Source organism: Pseudomonas sp. (genome assembly GCF_030150285.1).
Lineage (GTDB): Bacteria > Pseudomonadota > Gammaproteobacteria > Pseudomonadales > Pseudomonadaceae > Aquipseudomonas.
This window is the reverse complement of sequence record NZ_JASLGE010000053.1, coordinates 1-23,796: the sequence shown is the minus strand read 5'-3', so window position 1 is coordinate 23,796 and position 23,796 is coordinate 1. Positions and strand designations below refer to the sequence as shown.

Below are 23,796 nucleotides of genomic sequence, written 5' to 3'. Positions count from 1 at the left end.
GGCTCTGTACTTTCCTGCCGGCCGCGACAGGTATCCAGAGGGATGGTCGATTCTAAAAATTTAGTGGTGTTTTTTCGCGGCGGACTCAACCTTTCGACGTGAAGCCGAGAGTTGTATGCCGTAGACCCCAAGTCATAAGTGGCATTATGCTACCCATTATCAGAATTTCCACGGAAGGGTGCTTGATGTCGCAAGATCTCCTGCTTACACAGAATGCCCAATTCTACCGCCCTACGGCCCCTTTTACTAAGGCTACGCTCACGGTAGTCCTCGAAGCTGCCAGCTCCAATATGACTATTGGTAGCGCGCTTATCGCGGACATTCTGGACCAGGATGATGCGCTTCCAGACGGCAGTAAGTTCTCCTATAGCCTCCGCGTCTTCAAGACCGACCGTGATGTACATTTTTGGCAGCAGCCACTCAAAGATACGATCTATGCGTTTATTTTGATCATTGCCATAGATGACTGTATCGCTATATTTAAAAAGTCTTGTGCCAGCATAACGGAAAGCATGGACAAGCATGCGATGCTAATTCGGAGTAGTGAGCTGACCTCTGCTTTTAGCGACGTCGATGCGCAGTATCAAAAGATGGCGACCCGCAACATGACTGTGTCCGATCGAGCAATGCGTGGCCGGGCCTTTGAAGCTTCAGATCTGAAAGGGCTTATGTCTGTACACGCTGCGGGGAGATCAATACCCTACTTCTTTAAGCTTAAATTGAAGGGGCGTACTAAAACTATTTCCGCGCAAAGCGGTCGCGTGGTCGAGGCATCGGAACGGAAATCGGTACATCACGCCGTGGAATGGGCTAAGGCACAACTGCACGACATCCATAATCCTTCTACTGAAAAAGACTTTCTCAATAATTTCGCAAAATTTATCGAGCTTGATTTAGTCTGGAAATCGAGTGCGCCAAACGCAATTCTGCTGGAATATTCGTTTTTTGTTGAAAACGTAATAGATCAAGGTATTCCTGTTTTTTACACAACCAAACATGGTCGTGTTATTGAGATGACATCTAAGCAGATCAAATCCTTGATTGCGGAAATGGAACAGGTTTACGAAATTGGTCCGGGGCCCGATTACGAACTCCTAGGTAGTTTTAGGGCGGCCACACTCAAAAAGAATCTTCACTCGATTGCCGTCAATAGCCGGGCACTCCGAAATATTCATTTTGAGCAGAACGGCAAACGGATCACACTCCAGGCGTACATCAAGAAGCAGAGTTTGGCAACTATCACATTCTCCGATCCAAGGTACATGTACTTTATGGGGCAGTGCTTTGAGGATGGTGCGGGGATCAACGAAATCCCTTCAATGCTTCGGACTTTAAAAGTCCTACCTACGCTAGCCTCAGCGACCTCTGAGAAAGGTGAAATCACAAAGAAGATAACCAAGTTTGATTCCACCTCGGTATTTGATCTCGTTGAGATAGCTCATGGTGCTGACGACTACGTTTTCTGCGATGATCTAGGCAATGAGTGGGCGGATCACATCACTTTTAACCAAACTGATTTTTCCGTGTCTTTCATACACTCCAAACATGGGAAGCCTAGCAAGTCGGCCAGTAATCTCCATGATGTCGTGGGCCAGGCCATAAAAAACATCGGTAATATGGACGTTGACCCGAAGCTGTTTCTAAAAAAGTACAAGGAAAAGCTTCAAAAGAAATATAGTGGTGGTCTTTTGAATCGCACGAGAAAAAGTATTCCTGGCAAGTTTGAAGACTATCTTTACAAGATCAGGCAGGACTATCGATTCAATCGAAGGTGTATCATCTGCTGTTCGTTCATATCCAAGAAAATTATTGAGAAGGAGTTCAAGAAAATCCAGAAAGGAAAGAGTGTGGCAGGTAACATAACCCAGCTCTACTGGATCTTATCGTCGTTCGTGCATGCCGCTAAAGAAGCGGGTATACATCCCATCGTTTATTGCCAAGAATAATTTGATAAAAATCACCTAAATTCGAGCGGTAGATCAGTATTTTCTATCATTCCCTAATCGCTTCCAGATCAATAGAGCGGTGAGTTGATAGTAATACCGGGTAGCGTCGGAATGGTCTTTCAGGTGCTGAGTGAGAAACCAGCGCAAATGCTTGAGCTGCCAGGTCCAGGGATTGTCTCGCTGCCATCGTTGTTGAATGGCCGCTTGCATGGCTCGGGCTTGCCGTAGGTGTCGTTGCTGGGTGGCCTGCGAGCCATTCAGTACACCGCTCAGGAACAGCGCCATATCGAAGGGCTTGGTCACGCTCGACCTCCAATGTAGGCCGAAACTACATCGATCCGGTTATGCCCGAGTTCAAGGCTGATCTGTTTCCGCGCCTGTTGATCAAGGTCACGGTCAAGGCGATAGCAGTGGCCACCATTGACCGGTGCGGCGTGGCCCGTGAGTTGCTCGTAACGCTCGCAGGCGTAGGCCGCGCGCAGTTCATGAAAACCCTTCAGCCTGTGTTCATGTAGCGTTTCACGGGCGGGGAGCACGGTCTGTTGCAGGAACGCGGCGTAGCTTTCGTCGCGGGCCAGCAAGTTGCGGCTATGGGGTGGCGACACATGGCGAGCCAACTGCAGCGCCGCCTTCACCGCGTCATTGGCCACAACCCATCGCGGCGCTGATGCCCCTGAACGGCCGCCTTTGGTGCCGTCCTGGATATTGATGCGGCCAAAGTGCTCGGCTTCGCGGTGCAAGCGTGGCAGGTCAGCCAGAATCGCTTCGCGCAGGCGCATACCGGTTGCTCGGGCCAACAGGACAATCGCGGCCACCCGCTCGTGTTGCTGTTCGCCAAGCACCTCAAGCACTCGCCGGACCTGTTGACGATCTTGGCCATCCGGCACGCGGGTGCGTACGCTCGAGCGATGGTGGCCTAACGCCTGGCTCGGACTGGCGATCCTCACGTCCTGATCACCACGCAGCGCAGCGAGGGTACGGTTGACGCTGCTTAGGCGGTTCTGCGCGGTCGCGATGCAGAGTTCACCTTGCTGGATCTGCTGGCGCAGATACGCAGCGTAGTCTTGCAGTGTCCGTCGATCGATCTGACGCGCATCGTCGTAACCGGGGCCGTCCTCTGATCGACACCAACGCACGAACGCTTGCCAGCGATCACTATGCGCTTTGACCGTGGCGAAGTGGCCACCGGCAAACAAATCCTTGAGCGCTTGTGGGCCGGCGTAGCTCAGCTGGCGGCCATAGCCAAAGTTGCGACCCTCACGCCGACCGACCAGGGCCATCGTCATCACCGTTTTCGTTGGTTTGCAGAAAGAGCAGCAAGGCTTTCCAGTGAGGGCTGAGCCTGTCCACCTGCTGCCAGTGTGTCGGGCGGATCAGGAGGGCGTTCTCGTGGTGTTGCAGCAGTGCCCCTTCCTCACGCAGTTGCTCAATCAGCAGGGCGAGGTTGGTAGGCTCCAAGGGTGGTGTGGCGACACCGGCGACAGTGGCGACAACCCGCCTCGTTTCTGGCCTGGCGCGTGGCGACAGGGTGGCGACAGAGGCGGCGACACGCCGCGATTCTAGTTGCGATCGATGTTGCGCCTGGTAGCGGCGCACCGCGTCATTGAGGCGAAACATGGCGGACCTCGAAAGTTTTTCCGTCGCGGCTGCTCAGCCAGCGATGAGTGATCAGCACGACCAATAAAGAGGCGGTATGGTCAGCGCTCTTGCGGGCAAAACGAGGGCCGTTGCGATTGACGTCGCGAATGGTGAAGTGAGTCCAGCCTTTCTGCACCAGCCAGCGCAGCAGGCGATCTGCCTCTTCGCATCGGCTATTGACCGGCTCCTGTTCGGTCAGGCGTTGGGTCTCGGCCAGGTAGTAATCCATCAACGTGGAGGCGCGCTGAATGTGTGCTTCGTCCAACGCACTGGCCTCTTCAACCATGGCCAGCACACCCGCGATACGCAGTACATTCGCCGCGGCTTTGCCCGCGACAGGCTGGATGCCGGCCAGCTCGCCGAACTCGCCAGACTGACATTCGATGGTGTCGTGAATATCAATCCAGGCACGACGGGCACGGGCAGTCAGCTCCAGTGTGGCGGGATTGAGTGAACCATCCTGGTGAATCGACCAAGGCTGTTGCAGCAGGGTGGTGATCCGTTGTTGGTAGCGCTGGACTTTGGCATCCCGGCTCAGGTCAATCGCCTTGTAGAGCCGCTGGCCGACCAGGCGCTCGGGCCAACTGATCAGGCAACGGCCGAGGATGCCTTGGCCATTGATCACCGGGTCTTTGAACAGCTGGTTGGCCAGGTAGGGTTGCAGCATCAGGTGCAGGCTGAGGCGGCGGTCATAGGCTCGCAGGCTTTCTCCGGCCATGGAGCGCGCCCGATCAATCGGGCTGCCATCCCACAGTGTCGACAAGGTGGTGATCGCCTTAAGCAGGTTCTCTTTGCTCATGGTGCTGCTGCCCAAGAACTGGCCACCTTCATCATTGAACAAGCCCATGCTGGGCAAACCATGGCACAGGCTTTTGACCAGAGCCTCAATGGTGGGTTCTGCAATGATCAGTCTTGGCGGTACCGGCTCGGATAGCTCACCGTCTTTCGCCTCCGCGTGTTTCTTTGAGGTTTTGGGTTTGGCCATGATGTTGGTAGCGGCGCGATAGGCTTTGAGCTTTTCCGCATACAGGGTCCACTGCTGTCGTTCCCAGTCACGCGCGGCCTTCAGTGCCAGATGGTCCACCGCGCTTTTGCGATCACCCGAGGACGCCACCGTCAGTAGGTAGAGGGACAGCGGATAGGTTCGGCCGTCGAGTTGGACATTGGCATGACCCTGGCTCACCAGAGCAGCGCTGGCCAGCACCGATTGCGCGGCCATGGCGCAGGGCACGCCGATCACCTCGGCCAGTCGTTCGACCGCAGGGCCCAACAATTCCCCCAGTGCTTCGACCGGGTAGGACAGTGGCGCCTGCTGATATTCCAGCAACGGTTGTGGTGGCTCGAACGCTTCGCACAGTTGCATCGCAATTCTCCTGAGATTATCGACTTCGTCCTCACTCATCCCGCCACGGTTGTTGAGTGTTATCAGGGATCAAGGCCCCTGCGACCTGTGAGGTTTGTCCACTAACGCGGGACTGACGGCTCCTTACGGCCGGGAGCTTGGGCATCTCATGACCTGGCCTCCTGGACACTTCCGTAGAAGTGGGCGGGTGGAGGCTGCACTGGCTGACGAGACCAATGCCGCGAGATCCTGAGTCAGGTGAAGGCAGTGATGTGATGACCGGGGCATGCCTGACTGTCAGTCAGGTGCAGTCCATTTCTTGGGCTGCGGCACCATCATCGGCATCGCTGTGGTGAGTGAGCATTCGGTGTTTGTCACGCCGATTGTCACGAGGGGGAAAGCCGCAAAGTCCCGTGCGAGCAGGGCTGCAGCAGTGTGATATGCGCCCGTCTCTTTAGGAGGCAAAGAGACGGGCAGCAGGTTGGCGCAAGAAATGGCCAAGCGGATAAGTTGCTGCAGAACAGCCAGGAGAAGGCCTGAGTTGCCGCAGTGGGCAAAGTTGAGAAGTAGGCATCCATCACATCGCTGTGACCGTGCGAGCCGCCGGACGCTAATCGCACTTGGGGTGAACCACCACGATGTGGCGTAGCCTCAAAGGTTCTAGCTACCTGGGTGCTGTCGAGGACAGCGCTGGTACAGTTCTGGTTTAGCGCTCGTTCTGCTCGCGGTCAACAGTATTTTGGGGGCAGCTGTTGCGTCAATCGGTAGCGCTGGAATACCTTGGATGTCGGTGGTTTTTCATGGTCGGGTGGTTGTTCGTCGGTTTTTAATGTGAGCCTGCGTAATTGCATGGACTTGACCATTTGCATTGTCACTGACCAGTCAATTGCATTCGTGCTGATCAACCGTTTGCATTCGACTTGACCAGCACACGCCGTAGTGACGACCGGCGGAGAACGGCCGATTCTGTTGAAAAAGTCGGCTTCGATTTCCACGGCAGAAAAGTACGCCTCTGAGATTGAAATCCGCGTGTTGAATCAGAAGGTTCAGGGCTCAGATTTGACGTAGCAGCGTGCAAAAATGGCGTTTTCACCACTCAATGCATGGCTGGCCAGGCCGGGTCGACTGTTTTCAACAGAATCGGCCAAAAGCGGACGACCAGATCGTAAGGCCATCGACCCGTGTCATGCGTTCCCTCTCCATTGAGTTGCACACCGAAAAGCAGCAAGCGCGCTCGGACCACTTGAATCAGTCGCGTGGACATTGCAGGCCCTCGACAATGCAGGCTGTCCAGGGCCTGTTTCAGGCAGCTCAGCGCGCTTCTAGATAAAATTGCAGAAGCCGTCTTCAGTTTTTGTATCGGGCCTGTTGCCGCAACAGGTATCCCGATATCAGAGCCCTTTTATCAGCTGCCACAAGCCATAATGGCGAGCAGTCCCGGGGTCGCTGAATTCCGAAGGCTAGAGTCAGGAATCTGTCCAAAACCCACTAGAGACGGCCTACACCAGCCGCGCGCCAGGAAAACCCGGTGCACGTTGAAGCTGCCATTCAATTTGTCGGCGTGCTGTGGAAATAATATCTGTAAATAATAGGCAGCTGACTCCAGGCTCAAGCTCTCGGGTCGGGAAGCTATCAATCCGCCCTCCTATTACTAGAACTTTTATTGGCTTAGCGCTATACCCGGTAAGCTCATGCCGATACCTAGTTGCTTGCTGGTAATCTGCAAAGCTCAAAGGATGCGAGGGACGCTTAAATTCGATCAGCAAGAACTCCCCCAGCAAGCTTTCATTCAACAACAAGTCTGGGCGGGTCGTGCCTTGCGCTCCGGAGTACTTCTGTTTCAGCAGCTCCTCAATCTGCCGTTTCAAAGTGATATTGGAGCTGAAGATGGTGAATGCAGCACCCAAAATCCAAAGATTCACTTCTATAGCTTTGTGTACCGTTGACTCAAGGCAGCCTTCATTTCGGACTAGGCGCTCCAAGTCGTCCAAGAACTGCAATCTGGCTCTAGCTTGATCGACCAGAACGGCCATGTCGGCAAGGCCAAAGCTCTCCAGCGCATCAGCAAGGTTAACTATATCGCCGCGATTTGCTTCAGCGAGATGCTCGACGATAGAGCGGTATTCAGTGCGTTCTACGGCTTCAAGAACGACAAACGCGAGGGCCTGTACCTTGTGAGCAGGTTCGTCGTAATATTTTTTCAAAACCTTTTTGATTGCTCGATCTGCGAACTCGCGCTTGTGCTGGGGCAGTTTTTCCAATCGGCCGGCGACCGCTTTTTGCAAGCGAGCATGCGCCATCCGCATTTCCATACCGTGCGTAGAGCGGAAAGCCTCAACCAAATTTCCCTGCACGAAGGTGACGATCTGTAGGTAGGCCTCGCTGTTTTCGATTACCGAGTCCCAACCGGCTGTCACATAATCCATCAGCCCGTCAGCTTCGACCTCGCCATACAACTTTCTCAGCAGACGAGCAGGAATCTCATCGCTGTTCTCCAGCCCAAAAAAACCAGGCTTGCCGACTGCCTTTCCTTCCACCATCAAAGTAATACCGGGGCGTCTCAGACCACTCTTTTTTTTGCTAATCGCAAAACGAAGAGTTGCATCTCCCGCATCAGGAAACGTACCCCGCACTTCAGTGAATTCGCCTTCAAGATCATCAATGCCCAGCGGTTTACCATTGATGATAATTTTGAAGTCCTTCTGCCGACCGTACTCCATGATCAGTTCTTGGCGTAGTCGATCAGCGCTTGGGTAACGAAGCCCTTGGCGAAGATGCGTCAGTGTCACGCAGGTTCCATGATCTTCGGAGCTGCATTCGCTCACCTCAAGCGGTAGCGTCAAGTGTTCGATGTCAGACGCCGACTCAAGGGCCTGAATACCGAGCGTGAACGAAATCTGTTGGCCACGGGCCATTGTGGTGAGACACATCACCGAAGCGGACATCAGCCCAGCAAATTTTCCGATCCCTTTTTTGCCTTTGATCGGACGCCGCTTTTTTGATGTACGTCCATCAGTCCGCATCCGTCGATCAGATGCAATTTTCAGATAATGAGACTCAAGCTCCTGGCGAGTCATCCCGTTGCCATCGTCTCGTACAACAATAGGGCCATCGGTCAATGGCTCAGGTAGTTCGATAACCACCTCTTCTGCATCCGCATCCCATGCGTTATCAACCAACTCTTTAAGAGCTTTTTCTGTCGTTGAGTAATCTTGGCTGAGCAACGTTGCCAGTCGGGAGTCAACCTGAAAATTTGCTTGCTGCATCTCGCATTCCATCATGGAAGGTTGTTGGCCCCGAGCACATCAACGACATGCACGAAAGGATTTTTCAGCTCATTCTACACGGCGATGGCCAAATGATGGCTCCCTGCGCACGGAAAGCACATCTCGCATCGAAATTGAAAAACAGGCATCGTCGTTCTTACCGGTAACGTGCAGCCTATTGCTGCCTGTCGTCACAGGCCGCAATGAGCCAACAGTGAAAGTGCGTTTTGTACTCCGCGGGAAGACATTAGACTTCTTTTTTCAGAACCAATACGCAATAAAAAAGCGCTGCCTTCATGATGTGATTAATACTATGAACCTCCCTGAACAATAGGAGCGACTTCCTGATAAAATCCATGAAAGAGATTTCATAATACTTATCCCGACTCATACCTTCTTTGCCGGGGTAATAGGTTACTATTTGCGCTGACTCTTTATATTCGTATTTATAGTGAGCTATGCCGTTCCTGAGTTTGTTGTCAATAGCATCCATGTCAATGCGATAAAAGCAGTCGTCTATAAACGCCAGTTTATTCCCCAGATCTACGTTTGCAAACGAATTCAGGCTTTCAAGCTCAGGCCTGACCTTCTGAGCTTTCGTCAGTTTCAGAGATGGCTCGAAAAGATCACTATCTCCACGCTTTATGAGGTTGTTCAAGCCCGCCAAGAAAGTAAGTTGGCGAGCGAAAACTTCTGCCAAATCCTTATAATAGTTACTGCAAACATCGAAGTCAGCTGTAGATATTCGAGCGGGAATTTGACCAAGATTTTCAGTGTTCGCATAATCGTAAAAAAATGCTGAGCGGAACGGCAAATCCATTGCGACTAACTTTGGATATAAAGATAAGCAATCATTGTGCAGGTTCTTGAGAAATTCATTGCCTAATATTTCGTCAATAAATGCAATTGTCTTTTCATTGTGGTATTGGTGCAGCCACATGAATAGCTCAGATGCCTTTGTGCTTATTTCAGCATTGTGCTCGTGGATTGTAAACGGCGAAGACATTACGGATGTAGCGGAATACAACGCGGCTAGCACATCCTCTTTTTTACGCGACTTTAGACTGGCGCCGGGTATTTTTTCGCAAGTCTTTTCAAAATTCACTATATCCCTACGCTTGTACTGAGTAATTATGCTTCTTAAGTCATTTTGCATCGGGTAGAGCGTATTCAGCATGTCCAAACGTAGATTCAAGTGTTGGTACGATTGATGACCGATTTCTTGCGTGACCCTGAGGAAGGTCGTCCTGCCCATTACGTAAACACCGAAGTAAGCTGGAAAATCCAAGTGCAAATCAACAAAAGGATTAGCTCCATTAAAAGGACCCTCAAAATCCTCCAATTCTGTGGCCCCCAGCAATTCACCATCTGACTGACCAAAAACAAATGAAATGCGCTCTTCACATTTTGGACAAGCGAATTGGAATGGTTGAATATCTCTGTTTGACATACCAATTCTGCAATCGATTTTTGTGCCACATGTGTTGCATTGAAAGCATTTGCAGATATTCATGATTATCCTTTTTCACCTGGTTATCAGAATTTAGGCTCGAAACACGTTATTCGTCAAAAGATATCGCGCACTTAATGGTGCAGGAATCCGTTATGGACTCAGAGCGGTTGAAGTTGGTGGCCGAGACGCTCATCAGGCCCAGCCACGAAGGCACGCTCGTGTTGATCGAAAAAGCGCGACGCGCCATCGGTCTTGAAGAGGTCGATCCCATTATGCTGCTGTACATGATCACATCGGTCGCACAGATGCCATACCTGCTTACCGCCTAACTGAAGTACTCCCACAACCGGGATGCCATTGCGCCGCATCAATAGGGTTGCACGCGGATGCCGTCGTCAAACTTATTTTTAGAGATTGGTGCGCCCAAGGGGCGGAATTTAAGCGGTGAGCAGATGCAGTGTCGAGCGACTGCTTAAGGCTAATTGTTCTCCATTGCGAGGGACCGCTTCTTGGCCGGTTGCAGTCCTTCAGTGCTTGGCTGACGCACTCGCTCTGAGTGGCACCCGCTGACACCCATCAACTGCAAACGGCTGATCAGCGCGAATGCAAACGACTGGTCAGTGGCAATGCAAATGGTCAAGTGAGATGCAATTACGCAGAGCCCATGCGAGTGGGAATGCGGAGCCTTCCCGCTCGCGTGGGCTTTGCCGAGAAAGCCCCCACGAGCAAGACTTTCAGCGGCGACAGTCGCCAGCTCTGTCGCCATGCTCCAGGCCAGGTATTACATGGGTTGTCGCCGGTGTCGCCGCTGTCGCCGCTGTCGCCAAATTAACCATCACTCTATCTGGAGAGTCATCCTCGGTTACCAGCGGCGTCCGGTGAGCGCTCACCGTATCGGCACGACGTTGTGGTCCCTGGTTTGATTGATCGCAGATGCCGACAGGTTACCAGTGGCCGCTTTTTGGATGTGCTCACTCCACCAAGCCATCATCGGACGCCGGCGCTCGATGTAGTCCGCTCGGTTGTAGGCACTTCGAACTTCGTCCTTGTCGACATGCGCCAGCGCGACTTCGATCAGCTCCGGATCCCACCCATGCTCGTTCAGGATGGTGCTGGCCATGGAGCGCATGCCGTGGCTGACCAAGCGGTCCTGGAAGCCCATGCGTTTCAACGCCATGTTGGCGGTCTGGCTGTTGGCGTGGGTGCGCGGATTTCTATCTGCCGGGAACACGTATTCCCTGTGGCCACTGTGGGGCTTGAGCGCCTCCAGTAAGGCGAGTGCCTGTTCGGTCAGCGGGATGGTATGCGGACGCCGCTTTTTCATGCGCTCCGGCGGGATGGTCCAGATGCGTTTGTCGAAGTCGATATCTGCCCATCGGGTGGTAGCCGCTTCGGCAGGACGGGTCATGGTGTGCAGTTGCCATTCGATCAGGCAGCGGGTGATCCGCTTGATGCTGGCGTTCGCGATTTCGATCATGAGCTCGGAAAGCTCATCGGGTCGTAGCGCGGCCATGTTCTCTTTCTTGGGCTTCTTGAATACCGCTCGAATGCCACTGAGGGGGTTAGCGAAAATCAGCCCGGAGTTTACCCCGTAGGTCATGATCTCGTTGAGCCGTTGGCTCAGTCGCTTCACTGTCTCGAGGCTACCTTTGGCCTCGATTGGGCGAAGCAGTTCGATGACCATCGGTGCGGTAATTTTCGAGAGCGGCGTTGTTTTCAAGTCTGGAAATATATGCAGCGTAAGTGATCGCCAAATGTCTTCGGCGTACGCCGGCGTGACGGAGTCCTTCTTCAGCTCGAACCAGGCAGTGGCCACGTTCTCGAACGTATGTTCCGTCTCCGCTCGTTTGGCTTCGTCCTGTGCATTGCGTTGCACCTTGGGATCAATGCCTTGTGCAAGCAGCTCGCGTGCTTCCACCACTTTCTTCCTGGCGTTCGCTAGCGAGAGCTCTGGGTATGTGCCCAGCCCCATATTGATACGATTTTTGGTTACCGGCTCGCGGTAGTTGAAATTCCACAGCATCGAGCCATTGCTCCTGACTCGGAGCTGGAGGCCGTCACCATCGCTGAGGACGTAATCCTTGTCTTTTGCCTTGACTGCCTTGAGCTGGCGGTCGGAGAGGCGAAGGACTGGAGCAGGCATGAGAGCTACCTCTGACACCGTTTTGGTATTCCAAAAAATAGCACCGGAAGGCTTGGAATACCATTTGGAATACCCAAACGGCTGGAACTCAAAAAACCTCTGCAGAGCCCAGTAGCGCTTAAACCCTTGATTTCACTGGATTCCAGGCACAAAAAAAGACGTCCGTGGACGTCTTTAGATGATGAAATGGTGGAGCCGGGGGGATTTGAACCCCCGTCCGCCAGTACTCCGCTGTCGGTACTACATGCTTAGCCGTTTCTATTAAGTTAACCCTCAGCGACCCGAAGGGCAGGGTGCTTTGGGCGAGTTGTGTAAGTTTTAGCCGATTCGTCCACAACGTACTGCACGGCGATTCTGTTCTATATGACAATCACTTTGGGTTTACAGACATCCCCTGGTGATTGCTGGACCCGAAGGTACCAGAAGCTCAGGATCTAAGGCTGCTTACGCAGCGATAGCGAATTCCTGGCCGTAGTTTTCGTCATTGGCAACTATAAGTAGTTGCAACAGTGGATTTACGAGTTCTGTTACCAACTCGGCATGCACCTAGAGTTTCGCAACCAGCGTCGAATCCTAAACGGCCCCGATGCTTGCTGGTCTTAACCAGCAAGCGGTGGAGTCTACGCCAATTTGGCGCAGAAGGCCAACCTCAAGCCCTTAGTTGTCATCGCCACCTTTGGTGAGGTTCTGGAGTCGCTGTATCGCCTGGGTAGTGGTCGAGATGCATTCTTCAACTTTGCCAGCCGCTTTTTCGTCTTTGGCTTTTTTGACCAACGCGTGGATGTCGTCGGTGGTGTTTTCACTGGTTGCAACCAGTGTCGCTAAGGTGTTGTCGATTTGCTTAAGGTTGGTGTCGCAGAGGTTTTCTTCCGCAAACGCCGGAGAGGCCAACATTGCAGCGCAAACAAACAGACCAGCCAGGGCGGTACGTTTCATAGGGAGAAGCTCCTTCTACACAGTTAGGCCCGGTGGTCCGGGCTCGGTTATTGGCCCCAATCGTTAGAGCCTCAAGCCAAATGACTATAGCTGCGCTCCGGAGTTCTGCTCGTATTTTGCCATCATTGGGTCAATTTTTTTTTGTGCCTTCAATGGGGCGGATGGCTGAGGCGTGGGAAGGGTGTGAACAGGCGGGTTTGACGCAGGGCTAAAGCCGTACGCGCCTGGTGCTAGCAGGCGCGTTTTCGACGTTGAACAGATCGAGTGCGGTCGCGTTACAGGGTTTTGGGGGTGCTGACCCGGTCCACCAGGTACACCAACCCGTGATAATCGATCCCGCCATGTTGGCTCAGGCCAATTTCGCACGTGCGGCTGGTCGAAATCCCTTCGCTGCAGTGCTGCACGGCGTCTTTTAAGGTGCGCAGGGAGTGGGCGTTCAATTGCGGTGTGGTGAAGCCTTTGTCGCCGGCAAAGCCGCAGCAGTGAATGCCTTCCGGGATGACCACGTCGGTGCTGCACAATCGCGCAATGTCGATCAGTGCCTGGCTTTCGCCCAGGTGCTGGGTGCTGCAGGTGACATGCACGGCGATCGAGGCGGTTTGCGGGGTGAAGTTCAACTTATCCACAAGGTGGGTGCGGATGAAACGTACCGGGTCGTATAGGTCGAGGCGGGTTTCACCCAGGTCCTGCACCATGCGCAGTGTGCATGGGCTGGTGTCGCAGTAGATCGGATCGAGCCCACCACGGCTGGCGTGCAACAAGGCACCCAGCAGTTCCTGGCGTTTGTGCTCAGCTTGTTCGGCATAGCCTTTGGACGCAAACGGCTGGCCGCAGCACAAGGCGTCGAGGTTGTCCGGGAACACCACCTGGTAGCCGGCTTTTTCCAGCAGGCCACGGGTTTTGTCCAGCAACGACATTTGTTCGCTGTCGCCAGCGGCCGGGCCCATGACGCGCGATACGCACGCGGGCAGGTAAACCACCCGTGGTCGTGCATCCTTGACCGCGGGGCTAAAGCGAATCGGCCGCTCCGGTTGTGGCATCGCGTTGGTCCACAACGGTACGCGGCCTTGGCTGACCTTGGTGAGGGCGGCAGAAAGGTTGGCCAGTCGCGGCGCACCGAGCAGCATCCGGGCACCATTGGCAATGTGCAGGGTAAACCGTGCGCCTTGCAGCGTGGTTGCAAAGTGATTGCTCAGCCAGTCGGCCGTTTTGATGCTGTTGGCGGTGCGTGCCCGCAGTTTTTTCACCAGTTCGCCGGTGTTGATGCCCACCGGGCAGCGTTGGGCGCATAAACCGGTGGCAGCGCAGGTGTCGATGCCTTGGTAGGCGTAGGCTTTTTCCAGCTCGCGCGTATCGATGCCGGCGCGTTTTCGGGCCTGAATATCGCGCCAGATCACAATGCGCTGGCGCGGGCTCAGGGTCAGGCCTTTGGACGGGCACACGGGTTCGCAGAAGCCGCACTCGATGCACTTATCCACAATCTCATCGGCGGCGGGCATCGGTTTAAGGTGCTTGAGGTGGATGTGCGGGTCTTCGCTGAGCACCACGTCCGGGTTGAGAATGCCCTGCGGGTCGAGCAAACGCTTGAGTGCCCACATTAACTGGTAGGCGTCGCTGCCCCATTCCAGTTCTACAAACGGTGCCATGTTGCGGCCAGTGCCGTGCTCGGCTTTGAGCGAACCTCCAAACTCGACGGCGACCAACTGGGCCACGTCGTCCATAAAGGCTTGGTAGCGCGCTACTTCCTCGGGGTTGTTAAAGCCTTGAGTGAACACGAAGTGCAGGTTGCCTTCCAGCGCATGGCCGAACAGGATCGCCTCGTCGTAGTGGTGTTTGTCGAACAGCTCGATCAGGCGATTGACGCCAATGGCCAATTGCTCGACCGGAAAGGTGACGTCTTCGATGATGACCGTGGTGCCGGTTTTGCGCACGGCCCCCACGGCGGGGAAGGTGTCCTTGCGGATGGCCCACAGCTTGGCGTTTTCTTTCGGGTCTTCGGTGAAGTCGACCTGTTTTTCAACCGGGAAATCGGCCAGCGAAGCCATGATGTGCGCCAGTTGCTCGTGCAGTAATGTCTGAGACGCTGCGCGAGATTCAATCAGTAGGGCACAGGCATTGTTCGACAGTTGTTGTACGAAGGCGGGCATGCCGGGCTTGTCCTGCACCGAACGCAGGCTGCGCCGGTCCAGCAGTTCCACGGCCGACACGGGCTGGCTTTTGAGCACGGTGACCGCGTTACAGCAGGTTTCCACGTCGGGAAATACGATCAGCGCGGAGGCTTTGTTCGGGTGGTCGATCACCGTGTCGTAGGTCACCGCGCTAATAAAGCCCAGCGTACCTTCGCTGCCCACCAGCAAATGGCTGAGGATGTCCAACGGGTCGTCGAAATCCACCAGGGCGTTGAGTGACAGGCCGGTGGTGTTTTTCAGACGGTATTTATGGCGGATTTTGGCCGCCAATTCAGTATTGGCGCGAGTCTCACGGGCCAATGTTGCCAATTGCTCGAGCAACGGCGCATGGCTTTGACGAAAGGCCGCGATGTTAGTGGCATCTTCGGTGTCGACTCGGGTGCCGTCGGATAACACCACGCGTATTCCCGCCAGGGTGTGGTAGGTGTTTTGCGCGGTGCCGCAGCACATGCCGCTGGCGTTGTTGGCGACGATGCCGCCAATTTTGCAGGCGTTGATGGAGGCCGGGTCCGGGCCGATCTTACGGCCGAACGGTGCCAGCCACGCGTTGGCTTGAGCGCCGATCACACCCGGTTGCAGGCGGATTTGGGTGCCCTGGCCGCGAATGTCTTTGGCGTTCCAGTTATCCCCCAGCACGATCAACACCGAGTCACTGATCGCCTGCCCGGAGAGGCTGGTGCCCGCAGCGCGGAATGTGACAGAGACGTTGTCGCGGCGCGCCAGGCGCAGCAGTTCGACCACTTCATCTTCGGACTCAACGCGAATCACCAGTTTGGGAATCAACCGATAAAAACTCGCGTCGGTGCCGAAAGCCAGGGTCGACAACGGGTCATCGAAGCGTCTGTCGTGTGGGATCAGGCGTTCGGCATCACGCAAAAAGGCAGCAGGCAGGTTCATGCGTCCTCCAAAATCAGCACCACCAAATCTTTCGGGCCGTGCGCGCCATAGGCCAGCACCTGCTCAATGTCAGCGGTCTTCGATGGGCCGGACACCAGCAATGCGTTGGTCGGCATGCCGGCTGCCCAGTTCATGTCCCGCTGCACTAGGTAGAAGTTGTCGCGAATTTGGCTGGCCTTGAGCAGCGCAAAATGCACCGGCGGCACCAGGCTCATCAGCCGGGGCTCTTCCGGTGTTGGCCACATGATCAGGCTGCCAGTGGCCGCGATCGCGCCCAAGGTGGTGGTCAGGCTCGCCGGGGTGTCGTTGAACAGCTCGTCTTTCCACCCTTCAACCGGGCGGTCGTAGGCTTTAAGCGTCGGTAGCTCAGGATGTTGTGCCCAGTGAGCAGTCACTTGTTGCCCGTGTGGGGTACTGGGTGCGATGAGCAGGCTGGGCAACTGACGGTCGCTGACCAATTGCGCGAGCAGGGCGGGCCAGGCCTGTTCAGTGCTGAGGTGGATTTCGGTGTGAACCGCTTCCATCAGCTTGCGAAGTTGTGGGATGCGTTGCTCCGGGGTGTAGGTCCAGGGCGCTGTCACCAATTCTTCGTCGAAGTTATCGGCCACCGGCGTGGTGCCGGTCAGGCTTTTGCGCAGTTTGTTCAGGATGTTCTGTTTAGCGCTCATCATTGTTCTCCCGACTTTTTCGCCAAGTGTTCGCGGGCCATGTCGTGCAGGGAACGGGCGGCCGGTTTAGGGGCGCTGTGGTTTTGTGTCCACGGGCCAACGTTGCTTGGGGTTAACCCGCGCAGGCGGGTGGCGGCTTTCAGGAAGACACGGTACAGGGTGGGCGAGCTGTTGAGTTTGGCCCACATGTTCCAGATCAAGCGCTCTTTACGCGAGTACTTGCTGCCTTGGCCGCGCATGATTTGCGGCGTGGCGTCTGGCGACTTCACGTTCTCTTCGCGTAGGCGACGCAGTAATGCCGGAATAGGGATTTTTACCGGGCACACTTCGCCGCAGGCACCGCACAGCGATGAAGCGCTCGGGTGGTCGGGGACTTTGCCCAGGCCGACCATATGCGGCGTGATAATGGCACCAATCGGGCCGGGGTAGACCTCGCCATAGGCATGGCCGCCGATGCGCGTGTACACGGGGCAGTGGTTCATGCAGGCACCGCACCGAATGCAGTTCAGTGTCTGGCGCAGTTCGCTGTCGGCAAACGCCTGGCTGCGGCCGTTGTCGAGCAGCACCAGGTGCACTTCTTCAGGGCCGTCCAGTTCGCCGGGCTTGCGCGGGCCGGAGATCATGTTGACGTACGTGGTGATGGGCTGGCCCAAGGCCGAGCGGGTCAGCAGTGACACCAGTGGCACCACATCGCGCAGGTTTTCGACGACTTTCTCGATGCCGGTTACCGCGATATGCACGGGCGGCACGGTGGTCGACATACGCCCGTTACCTTCGTTTTCCACCAGCAGCAAGGTGCCGGTTTCGGCCACGGCAAAGTTGACGCCGGACACGCCGATGTCGGCTTCAAAGAATTTTTGGCGAAGTACGCGGCGGCCGATCTGGATGAGTTGATCGACGTCTTTGGTGTACTCCACACCGAGCTTTTCGTGAAACAAGTCGGCCACTTGCCCGGCGTTCTTGTGGATCGCGGGCATGATGATATGGGACGGCTTCTCGTTGTCGAGCTGAACGATGTACTCACCCATGTCGGACTCAAGGCATTCAATCCCTTGGGCACCGAGTACGTGGTTCATCTCCATCTCTTCGCTGACCATCGATTTGCCTTTGATCACCTGTTTGGCGGCGCGGCGGCGGGCGATGGACAGGACGATTTCGTTGGCTTGCTCGACGGTTTCAGCCCAATGCACCTGCACGCCATTGCGGGTCAGGTTGGCTTCAAGGCGTTCGAGCAAGTCGGGCAGTTTGGACAGGGCGCGGGCGCGGATAGCGTTGCCCAGCGCGCGCAAATGCTCGCGCTCGTGAGCGTCACTAAAGGCCACGGCGCGTTTGGTCATCAGAGAGTCCATCGCACTGCGAAAGTTATTTCGCAGTTGTGTGTCACCCAACGCTTCGTGGGCGCGCTCGCGGAAGTCTTCTTCTACGGCCACGGTAGGGATCAGTGCGCTGTTGCTCATTGTCCACCTCCAGTGCGCTGCCACAGAAAGCTGGCCAGGTGCTGACCCCGCAGGGCTTGTTTCTGTTTTTCCAGCGAGCCGTTGATGTTCATCAAGCAGCCGCAGTCGGCGGTCAGTACTTGGTGTGCGCCGGTTTCAATCAAGGCGCGAGTCTTGTCGGCCACCATGGCACCGGAAATATCCGGCATGCGCACGCTGAATGTCCCACCAAAACCGCAGCATTCACTTTCATGGCTGTGGTCAATGCGTTCCACGTTGCTCAATTGCGCCAGCATTTCGCGCCCGTGCAGGTGGGTGTTCATTTCGCGGCGTGCAGAGCAGGAGGTGTGCAGGGCGACTTTGACCGGCGCGCCATGGTCCTGGAAGTTCACTTTGCAGACAAACAGGAGGAATTCGGTGAGTTCAAAGGTGCGTTCTGCCAGGGCATGAACCTTTTTCAGGGTTTCGGGCTCGTCCTTGAACAGGTCTTCGTAGTGCTCGCGCAGCATGCCGGCGCAGGAACCGGACGGCACCACCACGGGGTAATCTTCGGCAAACAGGGCCAATTGCGAACGGGCGACTTCACGGGCCTGTGCGGTGTAGCCCGAGGTGTAGGCCGGTTGCCCGCAGCAGCTTTGGCCTTGCGGGTAGTCGACTTCGATGCCTTCGCGTTCAATCAGGTGGATGGCGTCCATTCCGGCTTCGGGGAAGAACAGGTCGACCACGCAAGTGCCGAACAGGTAGACCTTGGCCGGTTTGTGCGCGGGGTAACGGCGGGGTACAGGCAAGGGCGGGGCAACGCGGGTCGCGTTTGGCACGGCGTTGTAAAAAAGCTCGCTCATCAGGCGTCTCCGGGTGGTCCCGGTTATGTGTCTGTGGCCGCGGCTGAATCAGGTCTTCAGCCGCTTGGCAGACCGGGTTTTGAATGGCTGACGCCGGCAAACCGCCCGGCGTCTTTTATCGTGCAGTAACCATAGCGCTATTAATGCACCAGCATGCCGGTTAACCAATATGCTTGCGCCAGTGTGATCAACCCCACGATGGTGGCGAAGAACAAGCTGTGCTTGAGGGTGAAACGGAACAGGTCGGACTCTTTACCCACCAGGCCGGTGGCCGCACACGCCACAGCGATGGATTGCGGGGAAATCATTTTGCCCGTCACACCGCCGCTGGTGTTGGCCGCCACCATCAGGGTGTCACTCACGCCGATCTGGTGGGCGGTTGTGGCCTGAAGCGAGCTGAACAGGGCGTTGGACGAAGTGTCCGAACCGGTGAGGAATACGCCCAGCCAGCCGAGGAACGGCGAGAAGAACGGGAATGCCGCGCCTGTACCGGCCAGTACCAGCGCCATGGTCGAAGACATGCCGGAGTAGTTGGTGACGAAGGCAAAGGCCAGCACCATGCCGATGGACAGGATCGGCCAGCGCAGTTCATAGAGGGTTTCTTTTAAAGTGGTCAGACCAGTCTTGATGTCGATTTTCAGGATCAGCATCGAGATCAGTGCCGAGAAGAAAATGGCGGTGCCGGTGGCTGAAATCGGGTCCAGTTTGAAGACGGCCGCGATAGCGGTCGGCGTATTGACGATTGGCGCGGTTTTGATCACCAGTTGATCGAGGTGCGGGATGGCAAAGTTGAACACCCAGCCATACATCGAACCACCAGCGGCGAACATCGCCTTGAAGGGTTTAAGTGTCCAGATGGTCACCAGCACGGTCAGGATCAGGAAGGGCGACCAGGCTTTAAGAATTTGCATCAGGGTGTAAGGCGATGCCATGAGGTTGGTCGGCTTGCCGAAACCACCTTTGTTTGCGGTCACCACCACCGTGGACGCCACGCCTGCAATCTGAGCACCGGCCGTACGTTTTGGCTGCCAGACCTTAAGGAACAGGGTGAGGCTGACCAGGCTGGCGAGGGCCGAGGTGATGTCCGGCAGTTCTGGGCCGATGTAGTTCGAAGTGTAGTACTGGGTGATGGCGAAGCTCAAACCGGCCACCAGGGCTGCCGGCCAGGTTTCGCGTACGCCACGCAGGCCGTCCATCATGAACACCAACCAGAACGGCACGAACAGCGACAGCAGTGGCAGTTGACGACCGGCCATGGCACCGATTTTGAACGCGTCGATACCGGTCACCTGACCCGCGACGATGATCGGAATACCCAGGGCACCGAAGGCGACAGGTGCGGTGTTGGCAATCAGGCACAGGCCAGCGGCGTACAACGGGTTAAAGCCCAGGCCTACCAGCAGTGCGGCAGTGATCGCAACGGGGGCACCGAAACCGGCTGCACCTTCCAGGAACGCACCAAAGCAGAAGCCAATCAGTAGCACTTGCAGGCGTTGGTCGTCGGTGATCGACAGAACCGAGCTGCGGATGATTTCGAACTGGCCACTTTTAACGGTCAGTTTGTAGAGGAACACCGCGGCAACAATGATCCAGGCAATTGGCCACAGACCGTACGCAAATCCATAGCCGGCTGCAGCGAAGGCCATGTCGACAGGCATCTGGAAGGCGAAGATCGCCACCAGAATCGACAGGGCAAGGGTAATGCTACCGGCCACATGGCCTTTGAGGCGGAATACGGCCAAGGCCATAAAGAAGAACACAATCGGAATAACGGCTGCGAGTGCGGACAGGCCGAGACTGCCGAGCGGGCTGTAGAGCTGTTGCCAGGTTTGCATATGGGGTGGCCCCTAATTGTTATTGGTCAGTGCTTTCGATTGCTTTGGTAAACTGGTATTACCAATTTACAATCGTTGTTGGCTAGGTTAAAAGCCTTATGCGGCATGTGTCAATTTGCCGCTTAGAAATATTTAGTCGCAGGCGATCGCCAGCTCAGCATCTGATGGGGTTTTTAACGGTGTTTCTGGCAGGTGTTTGAATCGCGCCAATCAGCGAGAATAGTGGCCCCCGGCGTGTGTTCGGGAGGGTGGAGAGCAGTTATGGGGTTTGATCAAATTCGTCAGCGCCGTTTGTCTGACGATATTGTCGAGCAACTCGAGGGCATGATCCTTGAGGGCACGTTGAAGTCGGGTGAGCGCTTGCCCGCCGAGCGCGCATTGGCCGAGCAATTCGGTGTGTCGCGACCCTCGTTACGTGAGGCGATCCAGAAATTGTCGGCCAAAGGCTTGCTGGTCAGCCGTCAGGGCGGTGGCAACTACGTGGCGACGTCACTCGGCTCGACTTTCAGTGACCCGCTGTTGCAACTACTGGAGAGCAACCCCGAAGCCCAGCGCGACTTGTTGGAATTTCGTCACACGCTGGAGGCGTCTTGTGCGTATTACGCCGCCTTGCGCGCCACCGAGATGGATCGCGAGCGTCTGCGCCTGGCCTTTGAACAGTTGCAGGACTGTTACACGCGGGTGGGGGAGGTGAGCAGGGCTGAGGAGGGTGAGGCTGATGCCAATTTCCACCTGGCCATTGCCGAGGCGAGTCATAACGCGGTGTTGCTGCACACGATTCGCGGGTTGTTCGACCTGCTCAAGCGCAACGTCGTGACCAACATTGGTGGCATGTACAAGCAGCGCAGTGAAACGCGGGACATGCTGATCAGTCAGCATCGCGAGTTGTACCTGGCGATTATCGAAGGTCGCGCTGAGGATGCGCGGGAAGTGGCAAGCCGCCATCTTCTGTATGTGCAGGAAGTGCTGGAGGAGGTGCGTCAGGAGGTTCAGCGCATGGCGCGGGCCGAGCGACGTAATGGGCTGTGACCTGCAAAAACCGTGAGAACGAGCTGGCTCGCGATCTTTTCACCTTCAAAAGATCGCGAGCCAGTTCGCGCCTACACGGTTAGGGCCTGGATTTAGTCGTCCTTGCCCTTGGAGCGCACTGCGCGCTGCAACTCACGGTCAGAATCGCGTTCGCGCTCAGTGTGGCGCTTGTCGTATTCTTTCTTGCCTTTACCCAGGGCAATTTCGCACTTGATCAAGTGCTTGCTCCAGTAAATCGAGAGGCAGACGCACGCATAACCCTTCTGCTGCACAGCGGCGGCCAGCTTTTCCAGCTCGCGCCGGTTAAGCAACAGTTTGCGGCTGCGCGTCGGGTCGGCAATGACATGGGTGCTGGCGGTCGTCAGCGGCGAGATATGGCTGCCGAGCAGCCAGGCTTCGCCGTCTTTGAGCAGCACATAGCTGTCAACCAGCTGTGCCTTGCCTGCACGCAGACTTTTTACTTCCCAGCCGGCCAGGACCAGACCAGCCTCGAACCGATGTTCGATGAAGTAATCGTGTCGCGCTTTTTTATTCTGCGCGATGGTCCCTGTGGGGTGTTTCTTTTGTTTAGCCATAGGGGCGGCATTATAGGCAGTTGCGAGCGAGTCGGCTACGGTCAACCTGTGTGCTTGAGCACGTAGTTTGATTCCCGGACAATACGCCCTCATTTTTGAGTGCTTGGGCGTAATTTTCTTACCTCGCGTATCATGCTGCCCTTGTTCGTCCTGACTATTTCTTGATGCGCCACTTGGCACCCTGAGGGTGTTTGCCGCCCAGCTGTGGAATTAACGCTGACATGACTACCCATATTCAACGTTCCGCCTTGCTGCCCTATCCGGCGCAGGCTTTGTATGACCTGGTTAACGACGTCGCGCGTTATCCGGAGTTTCTGCCGTGGTGTTCATCGGCCGAGATTATCGAAAACACCGAGTCGCTGATGCGCGCCAGTCTGGGCGTGGCCAAGGGCGGCCTGAGTCAGCATTTTGTGACGCGCAATACGCTGCTGCCGGGGCAATCCATTGAGATGAACCTCGAAGAAGGCCCGTTTACCAAGCTTCATGGCCTGTGGGTGTTCAAGCCGTTGGGGGAGAAAGCCTGCAAGATCAGCCTGGACATGACATTTGATTATGCGGGTGCAATCGTCAAAGCCACCTTGGGCCCACTGTTTAACCAGGCCGCCAACACATTGGTGGATGCGTTTTGCCAGCGCGCCAAGCAGTTATATGGCTGAGTCAGTGATTGAAGTCGAGGTCGTGTACGCGGCCATTGATCGCCAGCGCCTGCTTGCGTTTGCTGTGCCCGAGGGCACCACGGTGCGTGCTGCGTTACGGCTATCGGGCATCGGGCATGACTTTCCCGAACTTGATCTTGACCATTGCCCTGTAGGGATCTTTGGCAAGCAGGTGTCCGCGCCTGAAACTCGCGTGTTAATGGCAGGGGAGCGGATCGAAATTTACCGTCCGTTGCTGGCGGATCCCAAGGAAATACGCCGTCAGCGTGCAGCCAAAGCGGCGCAGGCGAAGCGCCAGCCTTAAGCCAGCTGACCTAATGATTCACAACAAAAAGCCCGGCGTGCCGGGCTTTTTGTCGTGTGAAGAGCGTTTATTGTTCGCTCGTATCCAGTGGTTCTGGAGTCGGAACCGGAACAGCTTCAACGCCATCAACGTCTTTCTGGATTTGATCGAGCAGCGAACCAGGCTTGGCTGGCGCGTCTTGCTGTTCGACGGGGGCCTCAGGTGCCGCAGGCTCCACTACGCGGGTAGCCGCGTCTTTGCCCAGAATGGCTTCGTCGCGGCTGACGCCAGGCTTGAAGTCGCCTGACAAACTGACGAGCTGGTCATTTTGGTTGAAGAACACACTGATGCGTTCTTGTTGGCGTTCACCGCCACCGGGCTGCAGGCTATACAAGTAATCCCAACGATCCGGATGGAACGTATCGGTCAGCAGGGCGTTGCCCATGATAAACCGCACTTGCCGGCGGGTCATTCCCGGGCGTAACTGGTTTATCATGTCCTGCGTGACGACATTGCCCTGCTGGATGTCGATTTTGTAAACCCCGGGGAATGAACAACCGGCGAGTGCGAGCAGTCCCACAAAGGTGAAACTGGTTAGCAAGAGCTTGGTGTTTTGCATCGGTGGGCGACTTCCACTATCTTGGCTGGGACAACGTAAACGC

20 protein-coding genes and 1 other RNA gene are annotated in these 23,796 nt (G+C 55.7%); 5 read left to right on the top strand and 16 right to left on the bottom strand.

Annotation, left to right across the window (positions count from 1 at the left end):
* The first annotated feature begins 185 nt into the window (after positions 1-185).
* The gene (locus tag Q1W15_RS11710; protein WP_300728218.1) at positions 186-1,946 is read left to right on the top strand and encodes a hypothetical protein; all 1,761 of its coding nucleotides are present in this window, start codon (positions 186-188) and stop codon (positions 1,944-1,946) included.
* A gap of 33 nt (positions 1,947-1,979) precedes the next feature.
* On the opposite strand, the gene Q1W15_RS11705 is transcribed toward Q1W15_RS11710, so the two are convergent.
* From Q1W15_RS11705 to Q1W15_RS11680, 6 genes are all read right to left on the bottom strand, one after another.
* Positions 1,980-2,249 carry a hypothetical protein gene (locus tag Q1W15_RS11705; RefSeq protein ID WP_212797609.1) on the bottom strand — a complete coding sequence of 90 codons (270 nt, stop codon included), beginning with the start codon at positions 2,247-2,249 and terminating at the stop codon, positions 1,980-1,982.
* On the bottom strand, positions 2,246-3,226 hold the full coding sequence (locus Q1W15_RS11700; protein WP_300728447.1) for an integrase domain-containing protein: 981 nt from the start codon (positions 3,224-3,226) through the stop codon (positions 2,246-2,248). The genes Q1W15_RS11705 and Q1W15_RS11700 overlap by 4 nt, the downstream gene beginning before the upstream one ends.
* On the bottom strand, positions 3,204-3,563 hold the full coding sequence (locus Q1W15_RS11695; RefSeq protein WP_300728207.1) for a hypothetical protein: 360 nt from the start codon (positions 3,561-3,563) through the stop codon (positions 3,204-3,206). The genes Q1W15_RS11700 and Q1W15_RS11695 overlap by 23 nt, the downstream gene beginning before the upstream one ends.
* Positions 3,547-4,947, bottom strand: coding sequence for a YfjI family protein (locus Q1W15_RS11690; RefSeq protein ID WP_300728204.1), 1,401 nt, complete (start codon positions 4,945-4,947; stop codon positions 3,547-3,549). The genes Q1W15_RS11695 and Q1W15_RS11690 overlap by 17 nt, the downstream gene beginning before the upstream one ends.
* A 1,478-nt stretch (positions 4,948-6,425) precedes the next feature.
* Complete coding sequence (locus Q1W15_RS11685; protein WP_300728201.1) at positions 6,426-8,192, bottom strand: ATP-binding protein; 1,767 nt, start codon at positions 8,190-8,192, stop codon at positions 6,426-6,428.
* A 247-nt stretch (positions 8,193-8,439) separates the two neighbouring features.
* A complete protein-coding gene (locus Q1W15_RS11680; protein ID WP_300728198.1) occupies positions 8,440-9,705 on the bottom strand; it encodes a hypothetical protein in 1,266 nt (421 codons plus the stop codon).
* Positions 9,706-9,797: 92 nt separating this feature from the next.
* Between Q1W15_RS11680 and Q1W15_RS11675 the strand changes: the two genes are divergently transcribed.
* The gene (locus Q1W15_RS11675; RefSeq protein WP_300728195.1) at positions 9,798-9,974 is read left to right on the top strand and encodes a hypothetical protein; all 177 of its coding nucleotides are present in this window, start codon (positions 9,798-9,800) and stop codon (positions 9,972-9,974) included.
* 557 nt (positions 9,975-10,531) lie between these two features.
* Here the strand turns inward: Q1W15_RS11675 and Q1W15_RS11670 are convergent.
* The 8 genes from Q1W15_RS11670 to Q1W15_RS11635 all read right to left on the bottom strand — a co-directional run bounded on the left by Q1W15_RS11670 (position 10,532) and on the right by Q1W15_RS11635 (position 20,591).
* Positions 10,532-11,788, bottom strand: a complete 1,257-nt coding sequence (locus tag Q1W15_RS11670; RefSeq protein WP_300728192.1) for an integrase domain-containing protein — start codon at positions 11,786-11,788, stop codon at positions 10,532-10,534.
* Between the two features lie 187 nt (positions 11,789-11,975).
* Positions 11,976-12,373, bottom strand: a transfer-messenger RNA (tmRNA) gene (gene ssrA / locus Q1W15_RS11665).
* A 72-nt stretch (positions 12,374-12,445) separates the two neighbouring features.
* A complete protein-coding gene (locus Q1W15_RS11660; RefSeq protein ID WP_300728189.1) occupies positions 12,446-12,724 on the bottom strand; it encodes a hypothetical protein in 279 nt (92 codons plus the stop codon).
* Between the two features lie 275 nt (positions 12,725-12,999).
* The gene (locus tag Q1W15_RS11655) at positions 13,000-15,810 is read right to left on the bottom strand and encodes an FAD-binding and (Fe-S)-binding domain-containing protein (RefSeq protein WP_300728187.1); all 2,811 of its coding nucleotides are present in this window, start codon (positions 15,808-15,810) and stop codon (positions 13,000-13,002) included.
* The gene (locus Q1W15_RS11650; protein WP_300728184.1) at positions 15,807-16,478 is read right to left on the bottom strand and encodes a lactate utilization protein; all 672 of its coding nucleotides are present in this window, start codon (positions 16,476-16,478) and stop codon (positions 15,807-15,809) included. Before Q1W15_RS11650 ends, Q1W15_RS11655 begins: the two co-directional genes overlap by 4 nt.
* Positions 16,478-17,935, bottom strand: coding sequence for a LutB/LldF family L-lactate oxidation iron-sulfur protein (locus Q1W15_RS11645; protein ID WP_300728181.1), 1,458 nt, complete (start codon positions 17,933-17,935; stop codon positions 16,478-16,480). The genes Q1W15_RS11650 and Q1W15_RS11645 overlap by 1 nt, the downstream gene beginning before the upstream one ends.
* Positions 17,932-18,756: a (Fe-S)-binding protein gene (locus Q1W15_RS11640; protein WP_300728178.1), complete on the bottom strand. Its 825-nt coding sequence runs from the start codon at positions 18,754-18,756 to the stop codon at positions 17,932-17,934. The genes Q1W15_RS11645 and Q1W15_RS11640 overlap by 4 nt, the downstream gene beginning before the upstream one ends.
* A gap of 140 nt (positions 18,757-18,896) precedes the next feature.
* A complete protein-coding gene (locus Q1W15_RS11635; protein ID WP_300728175.1) occupies positions 18,897-20,591 on the bottom strand; it encodes a lactate permease LctP family transporter in 1,695 nt (564 codons plus the stop codon).
* Between the two features lie 261 nt (positions 20,592-20,852).
* Here Q1W15_RS11635 and Q1W15_RS11630 point away from each other — a divergent pair, with 261 nt between their 5' ends.
* The gene (locus Q1W15_RS11630) at positions 20,853-21,620 is read left to right on the top strand and encodes a GntR family transcriptional regulator (RefSeq protein ID WP_300728170.1); all 768 of its coding nucleotides are present in this window, start codon (positions 20,853-20,855) and stop codon (positions 21,618-21,620) included.
* A gap of 92 nt (positions 21,621-21,712) precedes the next feature.
* Here Q1W15_RS11630 and smpB read toward each other — a convergent pair whose 3' ends face one another.
* Positions 21,713-22,195, bottom strand: a complete 483-nt coding sequence (gene smpB / locus Q1W15_RS11625; protein ID WP_300728167.1) for an SsrA-binding protein SmpB — start codon at positions 22,193-22,195, stop codon at positions 21,713-21,715.
* 221 nt (positions 22,196-22,416) lie between these two features.
* On the opposite strand from smpB, the gene Q1W15_RS11620 reads away from it, so the two are divergent.
* Both Q1W15_RS11620 and Q1W15_RS11615 read left to right on the top strand, forming a co-directional pair.
* A complete protein-coding gene (locus tag Q1W15_RS11620) occupies positions 22,417-22,851 on the top strand; it encodes a type II toxin-antitoxin system RatA family toxin (RefSeq protein WP_300728164.1) in 435 nt (144 codons plus the stop codon).
* On the top strand, positions 22,844-23,155 hold the full coding sequence (locus tag Q1W15_RS11615; protein ID WP_300728161.1) for an RnfH family protein: 312 nt from the start codon (positions 22,844-22,846) through the stop codon (positions 23,153-23,155). The genes Q1W15_RS11620 and Q1W15_RS11615 overlap by 8 nt, the downstream gene beginning before the upstream one ends.
* A gap of 67 nt (positions 23,156-23,222) precedes the next feature.
* Here the strand turns inward: Q1W15_RS11615 and Q1W15_RS11610 are convergent, their stop codons facing one another.
* Positions 23,223-23,753, bottom strand: a complete 531-nt coding sequence (locus Q1W15_RS11610; RefSeq protein ID WP_300728444.1) for an outer membrane protein assembly factor BamE — start codon at positions 23,751-23,753, stop codon at positions 23,223-23,225.
* Positions 23,754-23,796 lie beyond the last annotated feature (43 nt).

Excerpts from the sequence above, each read along its gene's own strand:
- Q1W15_RS11660 (WP_300728189.1), bottom strand. The coding sequence starts at position 12,724 with ATGAAACGTACCGCCCTGGCTGGTCTGTTTGTTTGCGCTGCAATGTTG.
- Q1W15_RS11650 (WP_300728184.1), bottom strand. The coding sequence starts at position 16,478 with ATGAGCGCTAAACAGAACATCCTGAACAAACTGCGCAAAAGCCTGACC.
- Q1W15_RS11690 (WP_300728204.1), bottom strand. The coding sequence starts at position 4,947 with ATGCAACTGTGCGAAGCGTTCGAGCCACCACAACCGTTGCTGGAATAT.
- Q1W15_RS11630 (WP_300728170.1), top strand. The coding sequence starts at position 20,853 with ATGGGGTTTGATCAAATTCGTCAGCGCCGTTTGTCTGACGATATTGTC.
- Q1W15_RS11680 (WP_300728198.1), bottom strand. The coding sequence starts at position 9,705 with ATGAATATCTGCAAATGCTTTCAATGCAACACATGTGGCACAAAAATC.
- smpB (WP_300728167.1), bottom strand. The coding sequence starts at position 22,195 with ATGGCTAAACAAAAGAAACACCCCACAGGGACCATCGCGCAGAATAAA.
- Q1W15_RS11695 (WP_300728207.1), bottom strand. The coding sequence starts at position 3,563 with ATGTTTCGCCTCAATGACGCGGTGCGCCGCTACCAGGCGCAACATCGA.
- Q1W15_RS11655 (WP_300728187.1), bottom strand. The coding sequence starts at position 15,810 with ATGAACCTGCCTGCTGCCTTTTTGCGTGATGCCGAACGCCTGATCCCA.
- Q1W15_RS11620 (WP_300728164.1), top strand. The coding sequence starts at position 22,417 with ATGACTACCCATATTCAACGTTCCGCCTTGCTGCCCTATCCGGCGCAG.
- Q1W15_RS11685 (WP_300728201.1), bottom strand. The coding sequence starts at position 8,192 with ATGCAGCAAGCAAATTTTCAGGTTGACTCCCGACTGGCAACGTTGCTC.
- Q1W15_RS11670 (WP_300728192.1), bottom strand. The coding sequence starts at position 11,788 with ATGCCTGCTCCAGTCCTTCGCCTCTCCGACCGCCAGCTCAAGGCAGTC.
- Q1W15_RS11645 (WP_300728181.1), bottom strand. The coding sequence starts at position 17,935 with ATGAGCAACAGCGCACTGATCCCTACCGTGGCCGTAGAAGAAGACTTC.
- Q1W15_RS11700 (WP_300728447.1), bottom strand. The coding sequence starts at position 3,226 with ATGGCCCTGGTCGGTCGGCGTGAGGGTCGCAACTTTGGCTATGGCCGC.
- Q1W15_RS11675 (WP_300728195.1), top strand. The coding sequence starts at position 9,798 with ATGGACTCAGAGCGGTTGAAGTTGGTGGCCGAGACGCTCATCAGGCCC.
- Q1W15_RS11635 (WP_300728175.1), bottom strand. The coding sequence starts at position 20,591 with ATGCAAACCTGGCAACAGCTCTACAGCCCGCTCGGCAGTCTCGGCCTG.
- Q1W15_RS11615 (WP_300728161.1), top strand. The coding sequence starts at position 22,844 with ATGGCTGAGTCAGTGATTGAAGTCGAGGTCGTGTACGCGGCCATTGAT.
- Q1W15_RS11640 (WP_300728178.1), bottom strand. The coding sequence starts at position 18,756 with ATGAGCGAGCTTTTTTACAACGCCGTGCCAAACGCGACCCGCGTTGCC.
- Q1W15_RS11610 (WP_300728444.1), bottom strand. The coding sequence starts at position 23,753 with ATGCAAAACACCAAGCTCTTGCTAACCAGTTTCACCTTTGTGGGACTG.
- Q1W15_RS11710 (WP_300728218.1), top strand. The coding sequence starts at position 186 with ATGTCGCAAGATCTCCTGCTTACACAGAATGCCCAATTCTACCGCCCT.